This window comes from Azoarcus indigens (assembly GCF_004361735.1).
Classification (GTDB): Bacteria; Pseudomonadota; Gammaproteobacteria; order Burkholderiales; family Rhodocyclaceae; genus Azoarcus; species Azoarcus indigens.
This window is the reverse complement of the sequence record NZ_SNVV01000008.1, coordinates 170,868-190,637: the sequence shown is the minus strand read 5'-3', so window position 1 is coordinate 190,637 and position 19,770 is coordinate 170,868. Positions and strand designations below refer to the sequence as shown.

Here is a 19,770-nt window from a genome sequence, read left to right as displayed (position 1 = left end):
GTCAGCTGTCCTGTTTCTTCAGCAGCACGATGGAGAGGCCGACGATGACCGGCACCGCGATCAGGATGGGAACGAAGGCGCTGTGCAGGTCGGCCAGGCTGAGGCCCTTGCTGAACACGCCGCGGCTGATCACCAGGATGTGGCTGGCCGGGTAAAGCTCGCCGACGAGGCGGCCCGGCCCCTCCAGCGAGGAGATGGGGTTGAGCAGGCCGCCGAACTGGATCGCCGGGATCATGGTGCCGATGACGGCGACGAAGATGGCGGCGATCTGGCTGCGGGTGAAGATGGAGGCGAACAGGCCGAAGCCGGTGGCGAAGGCGACGAATATCAGCATGGCCAGCGCCAGCGTCGGAAAGCTGCCGCTGATGGGCACGCCGAACACGGTGATGGCGAGGAGCGTGAGCAGCAGGAAGTTGAGCATGCCCAGCAGGATGTAGGGCAGCTGCTTGCCGATGAGGAATTCGGCCCGTGTCACCGGGGTGACGTAGAGATTGACGATGGAGCCCAGCTCCTTCTCCCGCACCACCGACAGCGCGGTGAGCATGGCCGGGATCATCAGCAGCAGGATGGGCATCACCGCCGGCACCATGGCCGGCAGGCTTTCCACGTCCGGGTTGTAGCGGAAGCGGGTTTCTATGGTGGCGTTGCCGGCGCTAGTGTTCTGGCCGAGGCGGGTGCGCGCCATGTCCTGCAGCCAGTTCTGATGCATGCCCTGGATGTAGCCCTGCACAGTTTCCGCCCGCGAGGGCATGGCGCCGTCGAACCAGGCGCCGATCTGCACCGTATTGCCGCGCAGCACGTCGCGGGCGAAGCCGGGTGGAATCTCGATGGCCAGCGCAAGCTCGCCGCTGCGCATGCGGCGGTCGAGGTCGGCGTAGTCGCTGATGGGCGGGTGTTCGATGAAGTAGCGCGAGCCGGCGAGGTTGAGGGCGTAGTTCTGGCTCAGCGTGGTCTGGTCGCGGTCCAGCACGGCGAAGCTGAGGTCTTCCACGTCCAGGCTGATGCCGTAGCCCATGATGAACATCAGGATCAGCGTGCCGGCCAGCGCCAGCGTGGCGCGCACCGGGTCGCGCTGCAACTCCAGCGATTCGCGCAGGCTGAAGCTCAGCGCCCGGGCCAGGCTGAAGCGGCGGCGCGGTGGTTCGGCGCGGCTGGCGGAGACCGGGGATTCCGCCGCTTCATTCGCATCCGGTTGGTCGCCCTCGGCGCCGGCGTCTTTCAGGTAGGCGATGAAGGCCTGCTCCAGGCTGTCCGCCTGGCGCTGCGCGACCAACTCGGCCGGCGGCGCGCTCACCAGCACCTTGCCGGCGTGCATCAGGGAGATGCGGTCGCAGCGCTCGGCCTCGTTCATGAAGTGGGTGGAGATGAAGAGGGTGACCTTGTCCTTGCGGGCGAGATCCACCATCAGCCGCCAGAAGGTGTCGCGCGCCACCGGATCGACGCCGGAGGTGGGCTCGTCCAGGATCAGCAGGTCGGGCTTGTGCACCATGGCCACCGCCAGCGACAGGCGCTGGCGTATGCCCAGCGGCAGGTTTTCCGGCAGCGCGCCGCGCACCGCGTCGAGGTCGAAGCGCGCCACCATCTCGTCCACCCGGCCCGGGATGTCGGCCTCCGCCACCTGGAACAGGCGGGCGTGCAGCACCAGGTTCTGCTCCACCGTGAGTTCGCCGTAGAGCGAGAAGGCCTGGGACATGTAGCCGACGCGGCGGCGGGTGTCGATGTCGCGCGGATCCACCTCCTTGCCGAACAGCCAGGCCTGGCCCTCGCTGGCCGGCAGCAGGCCGGTGAGCATCTTCATGGTGGTGGACTTGCCGCAGCCGTTGGAGCCGAGGAAGCCGAAGATCTCGCCGCGGCGGATGCGGAAGCTCACCTTGTCCACCGCGGTGAAGTCGCCGAAGCGCATGGTGAGTTCGCGCGCCTCGATGGCGACGTCGCCGTCGCCGGCGTCTTCCGCCAGCGGGGGCACTTCCACCGCGCGGTGGCCGCGCTTCTTCTCCTCCGGCAGCAGGGCGATGAAGGCGGTTTCCAGCGAATCGCAGCCGGTCTTGCGGTGCAGCTCCTGTGGCGTGCCGGTGGCCAGCACCTTGCCGTCGTCCATCGCCACCAGCCAGTCGAAGCGCTCCGCCTCGTCCATGTACGCGGTGGCGACGATCACGCTCATGCCCTTGCGCGTTTTGCGGATGCGGCCGATGAGGTCCCAGAACTGGTTGCGGGCGAGGGGATCGACGCCAGTGGTGGGTTCATCCAGGATCAACAGGTCGGGGTCGTGGATGAGCGCGCAGCACAGCCCCAGCTTCTGCTTCATGCCGCCGGAGAGCTTGCCCGCGGGGCGGTCGAGGAAGGCGTGCATGCCGGTGGCGCGGGTGAGCTGGTCGATGCGCCGCCGCCGCTCCTGGGCATCGTGGCCGAACAGGCGGCCGAAGAACTGCAGGTTCTCCTCCACCGACAGCGTGGGGTAGAGATTCTTGCCCAGGCCCTGCGGCATGTAGGCGATGTGCGGGCAGACCCGCTCGCGGTGGCGGCGGTCGGCCATGTCGCCGCCCAGCGCTTCCACCGTGCCGTCCTGGATGGCGCGGGCGCCGGCGACCAGCGACAGCAGGCTGGACTTGCCGACGCCGTCCGGGCCGATCAGGCCCACCATGCGGCCGGCGGGAATGTCCAGGGCCACGCCGTCCAGCGCCAGCGTCTTGCCATAGCTCAGGCTGACGCCGGCGATGCGGACGACCGGGCGGCCGCCGTTGCTGGGCGCCTCGTTCATTCAGGCAACCGCGTCTGCAACTCGGCCGGCCACTGGGCCTGGGAGTCGAGCTTGAGCCAGGCGACGCCGGGCAGGCCGGTCTTCACCTGCTTCAGGTGCTGCTGCAGCAGTTCGGGCGGAATCTGCGCCTTCACCCGGAACATCAGCTTCTGCCGCTCGCTCGCGGTTTCCACCGTCTTGGGGGTGAACTGGGCGGTGCTGGAGACGAAGGAGATGCGGGCGGGGATGATGTACTGCGGCGCGGCGTCGAGGATGATGCGGGCCTCGCTGCCCATCGCCACCCGGCCGGCGGCCTGTTCCGGCAGGAAGAAGGTCATGTAGACGTCGGCCAGGTCCACCAGGTTGAGCACCTTGCCGCCGGCCCCCAGCACCTCGCCCGGCTGGGCGACGCGGAACTGTACCCGGCCGTCGCGCGGCGACTTCAGCTGGCTGTCGGTGATGTCCGCCTCCACCCGGGCGACGGTGGCGGCCGCCGCCTCCACCACGGATTTCGCGCCTACCAGCTGGGCTTTGGCGGCGGCGATGGCGGCCACCGCCGCCGCCACCTGGGCGCGCGCGGCGCTCACCGCCGCTTCGGCGCTGCGCACGGTGGCGCGGTCGTCGTCCAGCTCCTGGATGGAAGCAGCGCCCTCGCCGGACAGGGTCTGGGAGCGCGCCAGCCGGCGGCGGGCGGCATCCAGCTCGCTTTCGCGCTGGCCCACCAGCGCCTCGGCGGCGGCGCGGTCGCTCTCCCGCACCGCCACCTGGGCCTCGGCGCTGGCGACGTTGTTGATGGCCTGCTGGTGCTGGGCGCGGGCCTCGTCGCGCTGGGCCTGCAGCACGTCTATCTGCATCTGCACCAGCACGTCGCCAGCCTTCACGAAGTCGCCCTCGCCGGCAAAGATGTCCACCACCCGGCCGCCGAGCTTGGTGGCGACGTCGATCTCGGTGGCCTCGATGCGGCCGTTGCCGCTGATGAAGCCCTCGCCCGGCCCCTTGGGCTGCAGCGCCTTCCAGACCGCCCAGCCGCCGAGCGCGACCACCAGCGCCACGATGACGGGAATCAGCTTGTTGTTCTTGATCGATGGCTTCATGGCTGGGCCTACTCGGTGGGCAATGGGGTGGTTGCGGTGGTGGCCGGCGAGGCCGCGGCCGAGCCGCCGCCGAGGGCGGCGTACAGCGCTACCTGGCTGGAGAGCAGGGCGCGGCGGGTCTGCACCACCTGCTGCTGGGCAGAGAGCAGTTCGCGCTGGGCGTCCAGCACCTCCAGGTAACGGGCGGCGCCGTTGTCGTAGCGCAACTGGGCGAGGCGCGCGCGCTCCGCCTGGGTGGCGAGGCTGCCTTGCAGGATGCGCAGCTGCTCGCCCAGCCAGCGCTGGGCGGAGAGGGCGTCGGCGACTTCGCGGAAGGCGGTCTGCACCGTCTTCTCATAGCTGGCGACGGCGAGGTCGCGGCGTACCTCGGCCAGCTCCAGGTTGGCGCGGTTGCGGCCGGCGTCGAACAGCGGCAGCGACAGGCTGGGCATGAAGCGCCAGCTGCCGCTGCCGGCGTCGAACAGCCCCTCCAACTCGGCGCTGGCAGTGCCGGCGGAGGTGGTGAGGGTGATGCGCGGGAAGAAGGCGGCGCGGGCGGCGCCTATGCTGGCGTTGGCCGCCTTCAGCCTGCGTTCGGCGGCCATGATGTCCGGCCGGCTGGTGAGCAGTTCGGCCGGCAGACCAGGGCGCAGCACCTGCAGGCCGCCGTCGCGGTCCAGGCCCGGCGCGGCGGCGAGTTCCAGCGGCGCGCCCACCAGTTCGGCCAGCGCATGGGCCTGGGCGGCGCGGCTCTGCTCCAGCTGAACGCCCAGCGTCTGCGCCTGCGCCAGCAGCGTTTCCACCTGGGTGAGGTCCAATCGCGAGGTGGCGCCGACCTGGTAGCGGCGGTTGAAGATACGGAAGGATTCCTCGCGGCTGGCGACGGTCTCGCGGGCGAGGCGTATGCGTTCGTCCAGCTCCCGCAGCGTGAGGTAAGCGTCCGCCACCTGGGCGACCAGGCTGATGGCGAAAGCCTGGCGGGCGGCCTCGGTGGCGAGATATTCCTGCAGCGCGGCGTCTTCCAGGCTGCGCACCCGGCCCCAGAAATCCAGCTCCCAGCTGGAGATGCCGAGGCCCGCTTCATACTGGCCGGCGACTTCCGCCTTGCCGGTGAGGCTGAGATCCGCCGGTGTGCGCCCGCGGGTGGCGTCGATGGCCAGGCCCACGGTGGGAAAGCGGTCGGCGCGGCGGATGCCGTAGCTGGCGCGGGCCTCTTCCACCCGCAGCACCGCGCTGCGCAGATCGCGGTTGTGGGTCAGCGCGCTGGCGATCAGGTGGCGCAACTGCGGATCGGTGAAGTAATCCTGCCAGGCCAGTTGTGCGGGCGGCGTACCGCCGGCGGGCAGGGGCGCATCCAGAGGATAGGCGGCGGAGACGGGCAGCTGCGGCTGCTCGTAATCCGGTGCCAGGGTGCCACAGCCGGCCAACAGGGCCAGTGGCAGCAGCAGGGCAAGACGGAGCAGGGGGAGCTGGCCGGCACGCCGTCCGGTTAGGCGCTGAGGGCCCAGGGCATTCAGGGGTGTCGTTCCGGGGGAGGGGAAGCTGTCCGGCATGGATGGTCCTGATACGGAAAAAACGGATCGCCGCCCGCGCTTTGCCGCGGGCCCTTGCCACGCCCAGCGGGCGATACCCGCTTGCATCCGGCATGGCATGTCGTCATGGAAGCGACGCCACGGAGCATACCAGCTGGGGGCTCCTTGCTTTTGCTCCCGGTAGAGTTCACCTGTGGCCTGATTATCCTGCCGCTGTTGAATATTCGTCAATGAAGCATACCCGCTGATGTTGGGATGTCCGGAAAACGGTGTTACACCGCCGAGTGATAAGCTTCTTCGCCTTATTTCATATTTTTGTTTAATTAATTGGCGATGGCGCAGGGCGCTGCGGCGGGGGGCAGCACACGGTCTCTTTCTGCCATCGCCGCTCCACTGCGGGTCTGCCGATGTCCGTCCCGCGCTTTGCCTGCTCCGCCTGCCGCTGCTCCTTGCCGTTGCGATGCTGGCTGCCTGTGCCGGTGTCAAGGTCAGCCCGCGGGAGAGCCCCGATTACGTGAGCTTGCGCTGGGGAGACGTGTTTTCCACCGGCTAGCTCAGCACGCCCGCGGGGCGGCATTGCGGATGGTGGGGCTGCAGGGGATGGTTGCAGGACAGGGCTGGGGCGGCTGGGCGGGCTCAGCGAGACGCAGCGCCTGTCAGCGCTGGCGGAACTGTGGCTGCAGGCTGCGCGCTCGACCTGGAACGGGTGCTGCTCCAGGACGGGGGGCAAGACTCACTCCCAGCCCGGTACTCCCAGCCGTATCCGCGTTGAAAAGTCTTTGCTGTCGCCGGCGCGCAGGGCGCGGTCGGTGATGCGGCCGCGGCTGCGCAGTTCCTCCAGCGTATGGCCGGGCTGCAGGCCGCCGACGTCCCGCACATAGCCCGGCAGGTAGCCGGTGAGCAGCAGGCGGTGGTCCAGCGGCAGGCCGCCGACGATCTTGCGCATCATGTCGAACACGATGGTGGTGCAGTTGGCGGTGACGGTGTTGTAGAAGCGCGGCCGGCGCGCCAGGGCGTTGGCCTGCTCGACATAGGACAGCAGCAGCGCGCGCATCGTCGATTGCGGCATGGCCACCCGGTAGAGATAGACGTCCTCGCCGCGGATGTTGCTGCGCACGCGGATGGCGTCGCGCTCGTCGGTGGCGAGGATGCTCAACTCGAACTGCTTGAAGAAGCCGCCGATCTCCGAATAAGCCTCGCCGCGCTCCTTGCGGATCTCCACGGTGAAGGTGAGGAAGCGGCCGTCGTCGAAGCCGAAGGACACCAGGACATGGGCGATGGCCGGCATGCCCCAGTAGGAGGTGAGCATGTCCACCGAGCGCAGTCCGTCGAGATCGTAGTCGCGGTTTTCCCAGGCGATGGTGTAGTCCTCGTCCGAGTGCCAGTCGAAATTGCGCACGTTGCGCAGATGCAGTTGCGAACCCTCGCTGCGGCCGGTCGTCAGCCGTGCCACGTCATCGCTCCAGTCGCGGTCGTTGGAAGGCTGCAGACTGTTCCACCAGGCGAGCAGCACCGCGAAGGCCAGTGCGTAGCCGGCCAAGGCCATGCTGGCATGGCCGCGCCACAGCGCCACGACCAGGCCGAGCCCGAGCAGCGTCCAGCCGGCGATCAGCAGGCCCAGGCCGGCCAGTGGCCACTCCAGCCGGTAGCCCAGCGCCATCGCCCCCCAGGTGGTGGCCAGCAGCCCGGCCAGGCTGAGCAGGCTGCGGAGCACGGGGCGGCTGCGCCTCATCAGGCGGCTCCGGCCGGGGCGAGGCGGCAACGGCGGGCCGTGGCCGGAGGCAAGGGGCAGGGGTGGGGCAGGGAGCGGGCCGACATGGGGGAGGGGAGGCCTGGTCTATTGTTATGGCGCCGGTAGCTGCCGTGCAGCGGGCCGCCGGCGCGGGCGGTCGCGGGAATATCGGATAATCGATCGCTCGTGTCCAGCGCCGAGCCCAGGGGCATGCCCGCATGTCAGCGGTCTTGTGGTGCGATCGGGGCCGGCTTGCGCCTTCTTGGCCGGCGGTCTGGGCCAGCCTGTTGCCGGCCCTTTGCAGGGCGGGGCGCCTTACCTGCCAACGGCCTCGTCCAATGGCGGCGGCAGTATTCATCGAGTTTCTCAACCCGTAAGGAATGGACACATGAGCGGATTGCTGGACGTGGTTGCCATCGTGCAGGCGAAGCCCGGCGGCGAAGAGGCGGTGGGGGCGGCGCTGGCGCGCTGCGCCGAAGCATCGCGGCGGGAGGCCGGCTGCCAGTGGTACCGGCTGCACAAGGACAGGGACGTTGCCGGCCGTTATGTGGTCATCGAGCGCTGGCGCGACCGCAGCGCGCTGGCGGCGCATGAGGCAACCGAGCATTTCCAGGCGCTGGGCGGCGTGCTGGCCGAGCATGGCAGCGGCGATATCCAGATCCTGCTGCTGGACGAGATCGGCTGACGCCGCGGGGGAAGCGGCGCCTCACGAGCCGCGTCGGTTGGTGTCCGGCTCCGGGCGCGACCACATCCACAGGGCGCCGGCGCCCATGCCCAGGGTGGCGAGCACGATCACCCAGCGCTGCGGCACCGTCCACAGCATGATCAACAGGCAGACGCTCATTGCCAGCGAGGCGCTGATCTTGGCCCGGCGGCTCACCAGCCGGCCATTGCGCCAGTTGTGCAGCATGGGGCCGAACAGGCGGTGGTTCTCCAGCCAGGCGGTGAGGCGGGGCGAGCTCTTGGCCGCCGCCCAGGCGGACAGCAGCACGAATTCGGTGGAGGGGATGCCGGGAATGGCCAGCGCCACCAGCGCCAGCCCCAGGCTGATGTAGGCCAGCGCCAGCCAGGCCCAGCGCCGCAGCCCGCGCGGCGGGCGCGCCGTGGCGGCGCTGCGGGTTTCCTGCATGCTGCGTTCGGCCGGCGGAGTCTTCATCTGGCGATGGGCGCGGACGGTGGGCTGACCGCGGAAATTGTCCTCGCCCCCGCTGGCGCCGTCCAGTGCGTAAGCCGCGGCGAGCGGCCTGCTGCCCGGGGAGTGCGGCCGCGGGGATGAGCTCAGGCCGGCGGCAGCGCGGCGATGATGCGTTCGGCGAAGGCGCGCAGCTTGGCGCTGTCTTCCATTACGCTGGCGTGCGCCCGCGGCTTGGCGTCGGGGAAGCGCGGAATCACATGGAAATGGCAGTGGGGCACCGTCTGGCCGGCGGCGGCGCCGTTGAACTGGCCGACGAACACGCCGGGCGCGGCGAAGGCGTCGCGCACCGCGATGGCGGCGCGGCGGGTGCTGCGGATGCTGGCGGCGGCGCCCTCCGGCGAGAGGTCGAACAAGGTGGCGGCCGGCTCCTTCGGGATCACCAGCACATGGCCGTCGGCTTGCGGCATGACGTCCATGAAGGCCAGGGTAAACGCGTCCTCGAACACCGGGACGCAGGGGGCTTCGCCGCGCAGGATGCGGGCGAAGATGTTGTTGTCGTCGTAGGCCATCGGAATCTCGGGTGGTCGTTGCGCCCCATCCGCCGTGGGGCGGGGCGTTTGCCGGTCGGCGAGGGCCGATTGTACTGCAGGGCCTTTTCCGCAGAGCCGGGCGGGAGACCGGCGCCGCCGCCGTCCGGTTTCACGCCTGGCGGTGTTGTGCCAGCGGCCGTCCGCGCGCCGCGAACCCACGCGGCTTTTTCCTGTCCGCAACGGACAGGCAACGATGTCGAGGTGCGCCATGGATTTGAGCCCGGTCGCCCGCATGGCGGCGGTAATCGACTATCACGAGCGCAGCAAGCACAGGCTGGACCGCTACGCACCTTCTCCGGGGCAGCTGGACTGGGCCAACCAGCCGGACCCCTTCCGTCGCTACGCCGGCGTGTCCCGCACGCTGCTGCCGCTGGCCGAGCCGGTGACGGCCGTGCCCACGCTGGACGAGGCGCTGGCCGGCCAGGTGGCGCCGGCGCCGCTGACCCTGGCCGCCGTCAGCCGGCTGCTCTACGACGCGCTGGCGATCTCCGCCTGGAAGCGCGCCGGCAGCAGCCGCTGGGCGGTGCGCTGCAACCCCTCCAGCGGCAATCTGCATCCCACCGAAGCCTATCTGCTGCTGCCGCCATTGCCGGGCCTGGGCGAGGAGGCGGGGATGTACCACTACGAGGTACAGGATCACGCCCTGGCCTGCCGCGCCAGCCTGGACGCCGGGAGCTGGAGCCGGCTGGTGCACGGCCTGCCGGACGGCGGCTTTCTGATCGCGCTCGGCTCCATCCCCTGGCGCGAGGCCTGGAAATACGGCGAGCGCGCCTACCGCTACTGCCAGCACGACCTTGGCCATGCCCTCGCCCAGCTCGCCTGCGCTGCTGCCGCGCTGGGCTGGGAGGCCAGCGTGCTGGCTGGTGCCGGCGACGACTGCATCGCCACCCTGGCCGGGCTGTTCGACCACAGCGGCCCGGAGGCGGAGTGGCCGGGCGCGCTGCTGGCGCTGTCGCCACGTCCCTTGCCCGCCGGCACCGGGCGGCGCTGGCTGCCGGCGCTGGCCGCGCTGCCGGAAACCTGGGCGGCGACCATGGCTGGCGTGCCCAACCGCCTGAGCGGCGAGCATGCCAGCTGGCCGGTGATCGACGAGGTGGCCCTGGCCTGCCGGCGGGAGAGCGCGCCGGGGCAATGGACCGCCGCCTCTGCCAGCGTGCTGCCGCCGGAGTTGCCGCCGCGGCCGCTGCCGGCGCGGCAGATCTTCCGCAGCCGCCGCAGCGCGGTGGAGATGGATGGTGAGCGGGTGCTGTCCGGCGAGGCCTTCGTCCGCCTGGTGGCGGCGCTGCTGCCACAGGCGCGGGCGCCCTGGCCGGCGCTGCCGTGGCCGGTGGCGGTGCATCCGGTGTTCTTCCTGCACCGGGTGCGCGGCTTCGCTCCCGGCGTCTACCTGCTGCTGCGCGAGCCGGCGGCGCGCAGCGGCCTGCAGGCGGCCCTGGGCCGTTTCCCGCATTGGACCGAGCTGGACGAGGTGGCGCTGGGCCTGCCGCTGTTCCGCCTCGCCGAGGGCGACCTCGGCCGCTATGCGCAGATCGCCAACTGCCACCAGGCGCTGGCGGCGGACGGCGCCTTCGCGGTGGCCATGGTGGCTGCCTTCGAGCCGGTGCTGGCGGCGGAAGGGCCGGCGGCCTACCGGCGGCTGTTCTGGGAGGCGGGTGCGCTCGGCCAGGTGCTCTACCTGGAGGCGGAGGCGGCCGGCATGCGCGGCACCGGCATAGGCTGCTATTTCGATGATGTGATCCACGAACTGCTGGGCATTACCGACCGCCGCTTCCAGAGCCTGTACGGTTTTTCGGTGGGCGCGGCGGTGGAGGATGGCCGGGTGGGGACGGAGCCGGCGTATCCGGCGCGCAGCATGGCTTGAGGGCAGGCACAGCCTGGAAGGCGCATCCGGCGCGGGGGCCGGGCGCGGGAGAAGGAAGGCCACAGCGGTCCGTCCGGCGCGGAGCGCGAAAAGGAAAGGCCGCATGCCGCGGCCCTTCAGGTTTCAGCGCCGCTTCAGCACACGATGCGGCAGCGTATCGTTCCCTCTATCGCCTTGAGTTCGTCGAAAGCCACCCGGCTGGCGTCAGCGTCGGCGTCTATCACCACATAGCCGATGTCCGGCGTGGTCTGCAGGTACTGGGCGACGATGTTGATGCCGGCGGCGGAGAAGCGCTCGTTGATGCGCGCCAGCATGCCGGGTACGTTGTGGTGGATGTGCAGGATGCGGCACTGGCCGGCCGGCTCCGGCAGCGTCACCTGGGGGAAATTCACCGCGGTGGCGGTGGAGCCGTTGTCGCCGTAGCGCGCCAGCTTGGCCGCCACCTCGCGGCCGATGTTGGCTTGCGCCTCGGCGGTGGAGCCGCCGATGTGGGGGGTGAGGATGACGTTCTCGAAGCGCAGCAGCGGCGTCACGAAGGGATCGTCGTTGCCCTTGGGCTCCACCGGGAAGACGTCGATGGCGGCACCCAGCAGCTGCTTGCGCTCCAGCGCCGCGGCCAGGGCGTCGATATCCACCACCGTGCCGCGCGAGGCGTTGATGAGGAAGCTGCCCGGCTTCATCGCGGCGAACTGGGCGGCGCCCATCATGTCGCGGGTGGCGGGGGTTTCCGGTACATGCAGGCTGACCACGTCGGCCGCCGCCAGCAGGGCTTCCAGCGAGCCGAGCTGGCGGGCGTTGCCCAGTGGCAGCTTGGCCTCGATGTCGTGGAACACCACGTTCATGCCCAGTTGCTCGGCCAGCACGCCGATCTGGGTGCCGATGTGGCCGTAGCCGATGATGCCCAGCGTCTTGCCGCGCACTTCCCAGGCGTTGGCGGCGCTCTTCATCCAGCCGCCGCGGTGGAGCAGGGCGTTCTTCTCCGGAATGCCGCGCATCAGCATCACGATCTCGGCCAGCACCAGCTCGGCCACGCTGCGGGTGTTGGAGAAGGGGGCATTGAACACCGGGATGCCGCGCTGGGCGGCGGCGGCCAGGTCCACCTGGTTGGTGCCGATGCAGAAGCAGCCGATGGCGGCCAGCCGCGGCAGCTGCGCCAGCACCTCGGCGGTGAGCTGGGTGCGGGAGCGGATGCCGACCAGGTCGGCCTCGGCCAGGGCGGCGATCAGCTCGTCGCCGGCCAGGGAACGCGCATGCGAGCTGACCCGGGTGTGGCCGGCGGCGGCCAGGGTTTCCAACGCGGTGGCGTGTATGCCCTCCAGCAGCACGATGTTGAAGTCACGTCCGTTTGCAGTGCCTGTTGCCATGTCCTTCTCCTGTGTCGCCAGGCGGCCCGTTCCGGGGCGGCCGGCGGAATTGTCGAATCGCCGGGCTGCGTTGTCGAAGCGGCCAGCGCTTCTTATCCGGGGTCAAGGTTTCGGCCGTCGGCGCGCCCTAGAGTTCGCCGCATCCCGCTATCTCAGAGAGAAAAATCATGGCCATGCTCCAGCTTGAAGAGCCGGGCAGGAACGAGCCGCCGCGCGGTTTCGCCCTGTTCGCCCTCGGTTTCCGCCCCTTCTACCTGCTGGCCGCCGCCTTCGCCGCCATCGCGGTGCCGGTGTGGGTGCTGGTACTGGCGGGCGTGGTGAATACGCCGCTGCCAGGCATGTGGTGGCACGCGCACGAGATGCTGTTCGGCTTTGCCGCGGCGGTCATCATCGGCTTCCTGTTCACCGCCGGCCGCAACTGGACCGGGCTGGACACGCCCAATGGCGCGCCGCTGGCGGCGCTGGCGCTGCTGTGGCTGGCCGGTCGGCTGGCGATGGCGCTGGGCAGCGGCCCCTGGGCGGCAGCGGTGGATTTCGCTTTCCTGCCGCTGGCCGGCGGGGCCCTGATGCGCGTGATGGTGCGCGCCGGCAGCCGGCGCAACTATGTGGTCGGCGCGCTGCCGCTGCTGCTGGCCGCCGCCAACCTCTGCTTCCACCTCGCCGCGCTGGGCGTGATCGCGCTGGACCCGCTGGCGGCGCTGCATGCGGCGCTGGCGCTGGTGGTGATGCTGGAATCCCTGATCGCCGGCCGGGTGGTGCCGATGTTCACCTTCAACGCGGTGCGCGGGGTGAAGCAGTGGCGCAAGCCCAAGGTGGAGATGGCGGCGGTGGTGACGACGCTGATCGCGCTGGCGGCCTGGGTGTTCGGCGCCGGGGCGTGGGCGGCGGCGCTGTCGCTGCTGGCGGCGGTGCTGCAGCTGTTGCGGGTGGCCGGCTGGAACGGCTGGGCGGCGCGCGGCCAGCCGCTGCTGTGGGTGCTGCACCTTTCCGTGCTGTGGATTCCGGCCGGGCTGGCGTTGCTGGCGGCGTCGCAGCTGAGCTGGCTGCCGCGCTCGGCGGCCATCCATGCCTTGGCGATAGGCGCCACCGGCGGCCTCATCATTGGCATGATCACCCGCACTGCCCTCGGCCACACCGGCCGCATGCTCAAGGCTGGCAAGCTGGAGACGGCGGCCTATGTGCTGGTGCACCTGGCGGCCTTCGTCCGGGTGGCGACGCTGATCGCAGTGCCCGGCATGGCGCTGGGCGGCATCCACCTGGCCGCCACCGCCTGGGCGCTGGCCTTCCTGCTCTACCTGGTGCGCTACCTGCCGTGGCTGAGCTCGCCGCGGGTGGATGGGCGGCCGGGGTGAGGGGGCACGGACTCGCAGCCGCCCCTGCGGGGCGCCTTCGCTCCCCGGCCTTCTCCCGCGAGGGAGAGCGAGAAGAGCGGGGGGCCGCAGCGGCCTGAACGGTGCCGGCTGATCCGCGTTTCGCGCGCGGATGGACGCGGCAGAAAAAGAAGAGGCCGGCGGCGAGCCGGTTGGCGCCGGGCGCAACCGGTGGGACTCGCGCCGGCCCCGGGGCAAGCTTGATCGGACGGTGTTTCAGCCGGCCATGGCGGCAAGTTCGTCGGCGGTCAGCACCTGGCCTATCTCCAGCAGGATGACGAAGCGGCCATCCACCTTGCCCATGCCGGCGATGAAGTCGCTGCGGATGCGGGCGCCGAAGGCCGGAGGCGGTTCGATGTCGGCGGTGGAGATCTCCAGCACCGCGTTCACCGCATCCACGATCAGGCCGAACACAGGGCTGCCGGTGCCGCCTCCTCCCTCGCTGCTCTCGACGATGACGATGCAACTGCGGCGCTGGGCGTCGGTGGGGCCGGTGCCGAAGCGGATGCCGAGGTCGAATACCGGCACCGCCGCGCCGCGCAGATTGATCACGCCGCGCACGCTGGCCGGCATCATCGGCACCACCGTGGGCGCGCCGTATTCGATGATCTCCTTCACGCTCAGCGTTTCCACCGCGTACATCTCGCCGCGCAGGGTGAAGGTGAGGTACTGGCGCGGCGGCTGGCTGATGGCCAGCGCGGCCTCGTTCTGCTGCTGTCTGACGCTGATCTCCATCATGGCTCAGGCCTCGAAAGCGACGAAGTCGTTGTGCTCCAGTCCGGTGTCCTGAGCCAGGCGGGAGCGGGCCTTGGCGGCCGGGCTGCGGCGCGGGGCTGCGACCGGCGCGGCAGCGACGGCCTGCTGCACGCGGAAGAACTGCATCACCTGCTGCAACTGCTCCGCCTGGCCGCTCATCTCTTCCGCCGTCGCCGCCAGTTCCTCGGAGGCCGAGGCGTTCTGCTGGGTGGTCTGGCTGAGCTGGCCCATGGCGGTGTTGATCTGGGCGACGCCGGCGCTCTGCTCCTCGGAGGCGGAACTGATTTCCTGCACCAGGCTGGAAGTCTTGGTGATGCTGGGCACGATCTCGTTGAACAGGTTGCCGGCGCGCTCGGCCAGATTCACGCTGTCCTTGGCGGTCTGGCCGATCTCCTGCGCCGCTACCTGGCTGCGCTCGGCCAGCTTGCGCACCTCGGCGGCCACCACCGCGAAGCCCTTGCCGTGTTCGCCGGCGCGGGCGGCTTCGATGGCGGCATTCAGCGCCAGCAGATTGGTCTGGTAGGCAATGTCGTCGATGATGCCGATCTTGTCGGCGATGCTCTTCATCGCCGTCACGGTGGACTTCACCGCCTCGCCGCCTTCCACCGCCTCGCGCGCGGCCTTGGTTGCCATGGTGTCGGTGAGCTTGGCGTTTTCGGTGTTCTGGGTGACGGAGGCGGACATCTGCTCCATCGAGGCGGAGGTTTCCTCCACGCCGGCGGCCTGCTCGCTGGAGGCCTGGGACAGGCTCTGCGCGGTCGCGCTCACCTGCTCGGAGGCGCTGGACAGGGCTTCGGCGGAGCTGCGGATCTCGGCGATGATGCCGGACAGCTTGTCGATCATCTGGCCGATGGCCGCCAGCATGCTGGAGTCGTCACCCGGGCGGGTGCGCACCTGTACCGTCAGGTCGCCGCCGGCCACGCGGCTCACGACCTCGGCGGCGTAGGCCGGTTCGCCACCCAGCTGGCGCAGCAGGTTGCGGGTGATGAAGACGCCGATCGCGGTCACCACCGCCAGCGTCAGCAGGCTGATGCTGATGGACAGCACCGTCGCGCTGTTCTGCACGCTGGCGGCCTCCTCCGCGGCGCGTTGGCCGAGCTCGGCGTTGTAGCGGCGGTGGGCTTCCACTGCATCCCATACGGCGGCAATCACATGCTGGTTGGCGAACACCAGGTCGCGCGCTTCCAGCGCGCGGTTGGCCCGCATCAGCGGCAGCATCTTGTCGGCCAGCGCCTCGTAGTTGGCCAGCGTCGCGTGGTCGGCGGCGAGCAGGGCCTTGTCCTTGTCGTCGGTGACCAGGGCCTCGTAGTGGGACAGCGCAGCGTTCATCCTCTGGCGGGTGGCCGCTATGCGTTCTTCCCCGCTGGCGATCTGCGCGGCGTCGGTCAGCGTCATCTGCTGCCACACCTGGGCGCGCAGGATGGCCAGGGCGTCGGAGATCTCGTCGAGGGCCAGCAGGCTGGGCACGGTGTTGACGTTGGCGTAGTTGGCGGCGGTATAGACCCGCTTGGTCTGATAAATGCCGAGTCCCGAAAGCAGGACGATGCCGAGGACGGCAGAAAGGATCAGCAGGGTCATCTTCTTGCTGACGGTCATGATGTGTGTCTCCTGGGCCTGAGGGGCTGATCAAACGTTGTCTGGGCATGCAGCGCCCGGACGCTCGTCCGGAGTGGCTGCCTGAACGCAGCATAGCGTTTTTATCGTTTGTAGCAGATTTAACCTTAGTAATATTTTTGATGACTTGTGAAATACGACATGCCCATTTCGGGGTTGGGAAAAATCAATTTTTTAAACAGCTATATAGCTCGTGAGGATGGCTTCCGCAGCCTGCTTTCCTGGCCTCTTTCCTCTCTCAGGAATTCGCGTTTTTCGCGTAATGTCAATGGGATAGTGTGGTGGGCTCCGTCGGCCGGTAGTGGCGCTGCGCCTGGCACCTTGCCCTAGACTGCGGCGCGGAGCTGAAAGAACGGAGAGGAGCAGCAAATGGAGAGCGTGCGTTTCGCCAGCCCGGCGGCGCTGGAGGCGGCCGTGGGCCGCAAGGTGGCCACCGGCGCCTGGATCGTGATGGACCAGCCGCGCATAGACGGCTTCGCCGAGACCACCGGCGACCACCAGTGGATCCATGTGGATACCGCTCGTGCGGAGAAGGAGTCGCCCTTCGGCGGCACCATCGCCCACGGCTTCCTGGTGATCTCGGCAGCGGCTGCTTCCATGCTGGACGTGGTGGCGGTGGAGCAGACCGGCATGGCGGTGATCTACGGCCTGGACAAGGTGCGCTTCGTGTCGCCGGTGCCGCAAGGCAGCCGCATCCGCGCCGTGATCGGCCTGCAGGCGCTGGAGCCGCGCGGTGAAGGCATGCAGGCGCGCTGGGAGGTGACGGTGGAGCGCGAGGGCAGCGACAAACCGGCCGCGGCGTTCGAACTGGTGGTGAGGTATTACCCGGCGGCCTGAGTCGGTGCCGGGTCAAGCAGGGCCGCTGAGCAAGCGGCGCCGGGCTGGGGAAGGGGCAGAAGCCTGGAACCCCTGGGCGCCCTGGCGGGCGCTCCCCCGCGAGGGCGAGGGGGTAGAACAATCTCAAGCCCGCAGTTGCACTGTCTTCAGTGCCATTCGCCCGGCGGGGAGTTCATGCAATGTCTTGGGGCTGCGGGGGGGGCTCCCTTTTCCCTGGTGGGAGGGCGCCGGGGAGAGGGGGCTGTGGCCTGAAAACATGCGCAGGCGCTGCTGGCGCGGCCTCAAGCGGCTCTGGCGGGTACCCCTCCCCAGCCAGGAGAAAACCGTCTCACACCCGCAGCAGCACCGTCTTCAACGGCGGCTGGCCGTCGGGTGACGGGAAGTCCGCTTCCGGCGCTATCCATTCCACCTCCCGCACTTCCCGCCCGGCCTTGCGGGCGCTGCGCAGCAACTGGTCCAGCCAGGGGTCCCGCTCCACCTGGGCGACGTTGTTGCAGCACACCAGGGTGCCGCCCTCGGCGGTGCACAGCAACGCTGGCTTGAACAGCGCGGAATAGTCGTTCACCAGGTCCACCACGCCGAAGGGGCTCTTGGCGTAGCGCGGAGGATCGAGGAAGACGCAGTCGAACTGGCGCTGCTCCAGCCTGGGGAAGGGCGGCATGCGCTTGCCGCGCACCCGCTCCGGCTGGCCGATGCCGGCGAGCTGGCGCATGGCGGGGAAGGCGTCGCTCTTCACGAAGCGCGGCCGGATCGGCAGCGCGTTGAGGCGGGCGTTCTCGCGGCCGACTTCCAGGCTGGATTCGGCGAAGTCCACATTCACCACATGCGCCGCGCCGGCCTTGGCGGCGGCAATGCCGACGCCGCAGGTGTAGGCGAAGAGGTTGAGCAGGGACTTGCCGGCGGCTTCCTGCATGAGGCGCCGGCGGGCGGCGCGCAGGTCCAGGAACAGCCAGGGGTCCTGGCCGGCGTGGCGGGCGCGGATGCGGTAGCGCACGCCCAGCTCGGTGGCCTCGCGCGGCGCCTCGGCGGCGGCCAGGGCCTCGCCTTCCAGCGGGTTGCCGATGCGGGAATTGGCGCCGCTGCGGTCGTTGTAGACCGGCAGCAGGCCGGGCAGGGCGTCGGCGTACCAGGCTTGCAGTTGGGCCAGGGCGCCGGCCGCCAGCGGGCTGTGGAAGCTCTGCACCAGCAGCAGCTCGCCATAGCGGTCCACCGTGAGGCCGGGCACGCCTTCCACGCTGCCGTGGAACAGGCGGTAGGCGGTGGTCTCCTCCGCATGCAACTGCGTCAGCAGCGGCTGGCGGGCGGCGAGGGCGGCGGCGAGCCGGTCGGGCAGGGTGGCGGTGCGGGGCTGGTCCGGCATCGGCGGGATTCCTTGGATGAGGCGGTGCTTGCAGCGCGGGCAGGGCGGCGCCGGGAGGGCGGCATTCTAACCGGCGGCTGCCGGTGCGCCGGCCGGATCGCGTAAAATCCGCCCTCCGTCGCCCGCCGGTTTTCCCCGCGGCGCTGGCCGATTTTCTCCGTTTCCCGTTTCTTCCGGACGTTTTCCCCATGCTGCGTATTACCGAACTCAGGCTGCCCCTGGACCACCCGGCCGAGGCCTTGCCGGCGGCGATTGCCCGCCGCCTCGGCGTGGCTCCCGGCGACGTGCAGGATTTCCTGGTGTTCAAGCGCAGCTACGACGTGCGCAAGAAGGACGCGCCCTCGCTGATCTACACGGTGGATGTGACGGTGCGCGACGAGGCGGGGCTGCTCGCTCGCCATGCCGGCGAGCGCGACATCGGACCGACGCCGGACACCGGCTACCACTTCGTCGGCCGGGCGCCGGAAGGCTTCACCAACCGGCCGGTGGTAGTCGGCTTCGGTCCCTGTGGCATCTTCGCTGCGCTGGTGCTGGCGCAGATGGGCTTCCGCCCCATCGTGCTGGAGCGTGGCAAGGCGGTGCGCGAGCGCACCCAGGACACCTGGGGCCTGTGGCGCAAGAACACGCTGAACCCGGAATCCAATGTGCAGTTCGGCGAGGGCGGCGCCGGCACCTTCTCCGACGGCAAGCTCTACAGCCAGATCAAGGACCCGAAGCACTACGGCCGCAAGGTGCTCACCGAGTTCGTGAAGGCCGGCGCGCCGGAGGAGATCCTCTACATCAGCAAGCCGCACATCGGCACTTTCCGCCTGGTGGGCATGGTGGAGCAGATGCGCGCCGAAATCATCGCCCTGGGCGGCGAGATCCGCTTCCAGCAGCGGGTGACCGACCTGCTGATCGAGAACGGCCATGTGCGTGGCCTGACCCTGGCCGACGGCGGCGAGCTGCGCTGCGACCATGTGGTGCTGGCGCTGGGCCACAGCGCCCGCGACACCTTCGAGATGCTGCACGCCCGTGGCGTGTTCATGGAGGCCAAGCCCTTCTCGGTCGGCTTCCGGGTGGAGCATCCGCAATCGCTGATCGACAAGGCCCGCTTTGGCCGCCACGCCGGCCATGAGTTGCTGGGCGCGGCGGACTACAAGCTGGTGCACCACGCCAAGAATGGCCGCTCGGTGTACAGCTTCTGCATGTGCCCCGGCGGCACCGTGGTGGCGGCCACCTCCGAGCCCAACCGGGTGGTCACCAACGGCATGAGCCAGTATTCGCGCAACGAACGCAACGCCAATGCCGGCATCGTCGTCGGCATCACGCCGGAGGATTACCCCGGCAGCGGCCCGCTGGCCGGCATCGCGCTGCAGCGGGAGCTGGAATCCCACGCCTATGAGCTGGGCGGCGGCGACTACCTGGCGCCTGGCCAGCTGGTGGGCGACTTCGTCGCCGGCCGGCCGTCGCAGCAGCTGGGCAGCGTGGAGCCCTCCTACAAGCCGGGCGTGCGCCTGGGCAGCCTGGCCACCGCGCTGCCGGGCTACGCCATCGACGCCATGCGCGAGGCCTTCCCCGCCTTCGACCGCCAGATCAAGGGCTTCGCCATGCACGACGCGGTGCTCACCGGCGTGGAAACACGCACCTCCTCGCCGCTGCGCATCACCCGTGGCGCCGACTGCCAGAGCCTGAACGTGAAGGGCCTGTTCCCGGCGGGCGAGGGCGCGGGCTACGCCGGCGGCATCCTCTCCGCCGGGGTGGACGGCATACGGGTGGCGGAGGCGGTGGCGCAGGCCCTGCTCGGCAAGCCGGTGCAGGCGGCCTGAG

General features: G+C 69.8%; 15 protein-coding genes. 5 read left to right on the top strand and 10 right to left on the bottom strand.

Annotated elements, in window-relative coordinates; all coding sequences use genetic code 11:
- Position 1: 1 nt before the first annotated feature.
- From rbbA to C7389_RS11275, 4 genes are all read right to left on the bottom strand, one after another.
- Positions 2–2,758 carry a ribosome-associated ATPase/putative transporter RbbA gene (gene rbbA, locus C7389_RS11290; RefSeq protein ID WP_133591410.1) on the bottom strand — a complete coding sequence of 919 codons (2,757 nt, stop codon included), beginning with the start codon at positions 2,756–2,758 and terminating at the stop codon, positions 2–4.
- On the bottom strand, positions 2,755–3,831 hold the full coding sequence (locus tag C7389_RS11285) for an HlyD family secretion protein (protein WP_133591408.1): 1,077 nt from the start codon (positions 3,829–3,831) through the stop codon (positions 2,755–2,757). The genes rbbA and C7389_RS11285 overlap by 4 nt, the downstream gene beginning before the upstream one ends.
- 8 nt (positions 3,832–3,839) lie before the next feature.
- Positions 3,840–5,363, bottom strand: a complete 1,524-nt coding sequence (adeC, locus tag C7389_RS11280) for an AdeC/AdeK/OprM family multidrug efflux complex outer membrane factor (protein ID WP_133591404.1) — start codon at positions 5,361–5,363, stop codon at positions 3,840–3,842.
- Between the two features lie 712 nt (positions 5,364–6,075).
- Positions 6,076–7,074 carry an Lnb N-terminal periplasmic domain-containing protein gene (locus C7389_RS11275; RefSeq protein WP_133591402.1) on the bottom strand — a complete coding sequence of 333 codons (999 nt, stop codon included), beginning with the start codon at positions 7,072–7,074 and terminating at the stop codon, positions 6,076–6,078.
- Positions 7,075–7,462: 388 nt separating this feature from the next.
- Between C7389_RS11275 and C7389_RS11270 the strand changes: the two genes are divergently transcribed.
- Positions 7,463–7,759 carry a putative quinol monooxygenase gene (locus C7389_RS11270; protein WP_133591400.1) on the top strand — a complete coding sequence of 99 codons (297 nt, stop codon included), beginning with the start codon at positions 7,463–7,465 and terminating at the stop codon, positions 7,757–7,759.
- 21 nt (positions 7,760–7,780) lie between these two features.
- Here the strand turns inward: C7389_RS11270 and C7389_RS11265 are convergent, their stop codons facing one another.
- Both C7389_RS11265 and C7389_RS11260 read right to left on the bottom strand, forming a co-directional pair.
- Entirely contained in the window at positions 7,781–8,230 is a 450-nt protein-coding gene (locus C7389_RS11265) for a YbaN family protein (protein WP_211168261.1), read from the bottom strand.
- Positions 8,231–8,352: 122 nt separating this feature from the next.
- Positions 8,353–8,778, bottom strand: coding sequence for an HIT family protein (locus tag C7389_RS11260; RefSeq protein WP_133591398.1), 426 nt, complete (start codon positions 8,776–8,778; stop codon positions 8,353–8,355).
- A gap of 229 nt (positions 8,779–9,007) precedes the next feature.
- Between C7389_RS11260 and C7389_RS11255 the strand changes: the two genes are divergently transcribed.
- Positions 9,008–10,660 carry a nitroreductase family protein gene (locus C7389_RS11255; protein WP_246034713.1) on the top strand — a complete coding sequence of 551 codons (1,653 nt, stop codon included), beginning with the start codon at positions 9,008–9,010 and terminating at the stop codon, positions 10,658–10,660.
- A 134-nt stretch (positions 10,661–10,794) separates the two neighbouring features.
- On the opposite strand, the gene serA is transcribed toward C7389_RS11255, so the two are convergent.
- Entirely contained in the window at positions 10,795–12,024 is a 1,230-nt protein-coding gene (gene serA / locus C7389_RS11250) for a phosphoglycerate dehydrogenase (protein WP_133591396.1), read from the bottom strand.
- A 173-nt stretch (positions 12,025–12,197) separates the two neighbouring features.
- Between serA and C7389_RS11245 the strand changes: the two genes are divergently transcribed.
- The gene (locus tag C7389_RS11245; RefSeq protein WP_246034712.1) at positions 12,198–13,376 is read left to right on the top strand and encodes an NnrS family protein; all 1,179 of its coding nucleotides are present in this window, start codon (positions 12,198–12,200) and stop codon (positions 13,374–13,376) included.
- A 234-nt stretch (positions 13,377–13,610) separates the two neighbouring features.
- On the opposite strand, the gene C7389_RS11240 is transcribed toward C7389_RS11245, so the two are convergent.
- Both C7389_RS11240 and C7389_RS11235 read right to left on the bottom strand, forming a co-directional pair.
- Positions 13,611–14,129 carry a chemotaxis protein CheW gene (locus tag C7389_RS11240; RefSeq protein WP_133591454.1) on the bottom strand — a complete coding sequence of 173 codons (519 nt, stop codon included), beginning with the start codon at positions 14,127–14,129 and terminating at the stop codon, positions 13,611–13,613.
- 6 nt (positions 14,130–14,135) lie between these two features.
- Positions 14,136–15,746 (bottom strand): methyl-accepting chemotaxis protein, encoded by a 1,611-nt coding sequence (locus tag C7389_RS11235; RefSeq protein WP_133591392.1) that lies wholly within the window; start codon positions 15,744–15,746, stop codon positions 14,136–14,138.
- Between the two features lie 387 nt (positions 15,747–16,133).
- Here C7389_RS11235 and C7389_RS11230 point away from each other — a divergent pair, with 387 nt between their 5' ends.
- The gene (locus C7389_RS11230) at positions 16,134–16,601 is read left to right on the top strand and encodes a MaoC family dehydratase (protein ID WP_133591390.1); all 468 of its coding nucleotides are present in this window, start codon (positions 16,134–16,136) and stop codon (positions 16,599–16,601) included.
- 328 nt (positions 16,602–16,929) lie between these two features.
- Here C7389_RS11230 and C7389_RS11225 read toward each other — a convergent pair whose 3' ends face one another.
- Entirely contained in the window at positions 16,930–17,961 is a 1,032-nt protein-coding gene (locus C7389_RS11225) for a class I SAM-dependent rRNA methyltransferase (protein ID WP_133591388.1), read from the bottom strand.
- Positions 17,962–18,149: 188 nt separating this feature from the next.
- On the opposite strand from C7389_RS11225, the gene C7389_RS11220 reads away from it, so the two are divergent.
- The gene (locus C7389_RS11220) at positions 18,150–19,769 is read left to right on the top strand and encodes an NAD(P)/FAD-dependent oxidoreductase (RefSeq protein WP_133591387.1); all 1,620 of its coding nucleotides are present in this window, start codon (positions 18,150–18,152) and stop codon (positions 19,767–19,769) included.
- Position 19,770 lies beyond the last annotated feature (1 nt).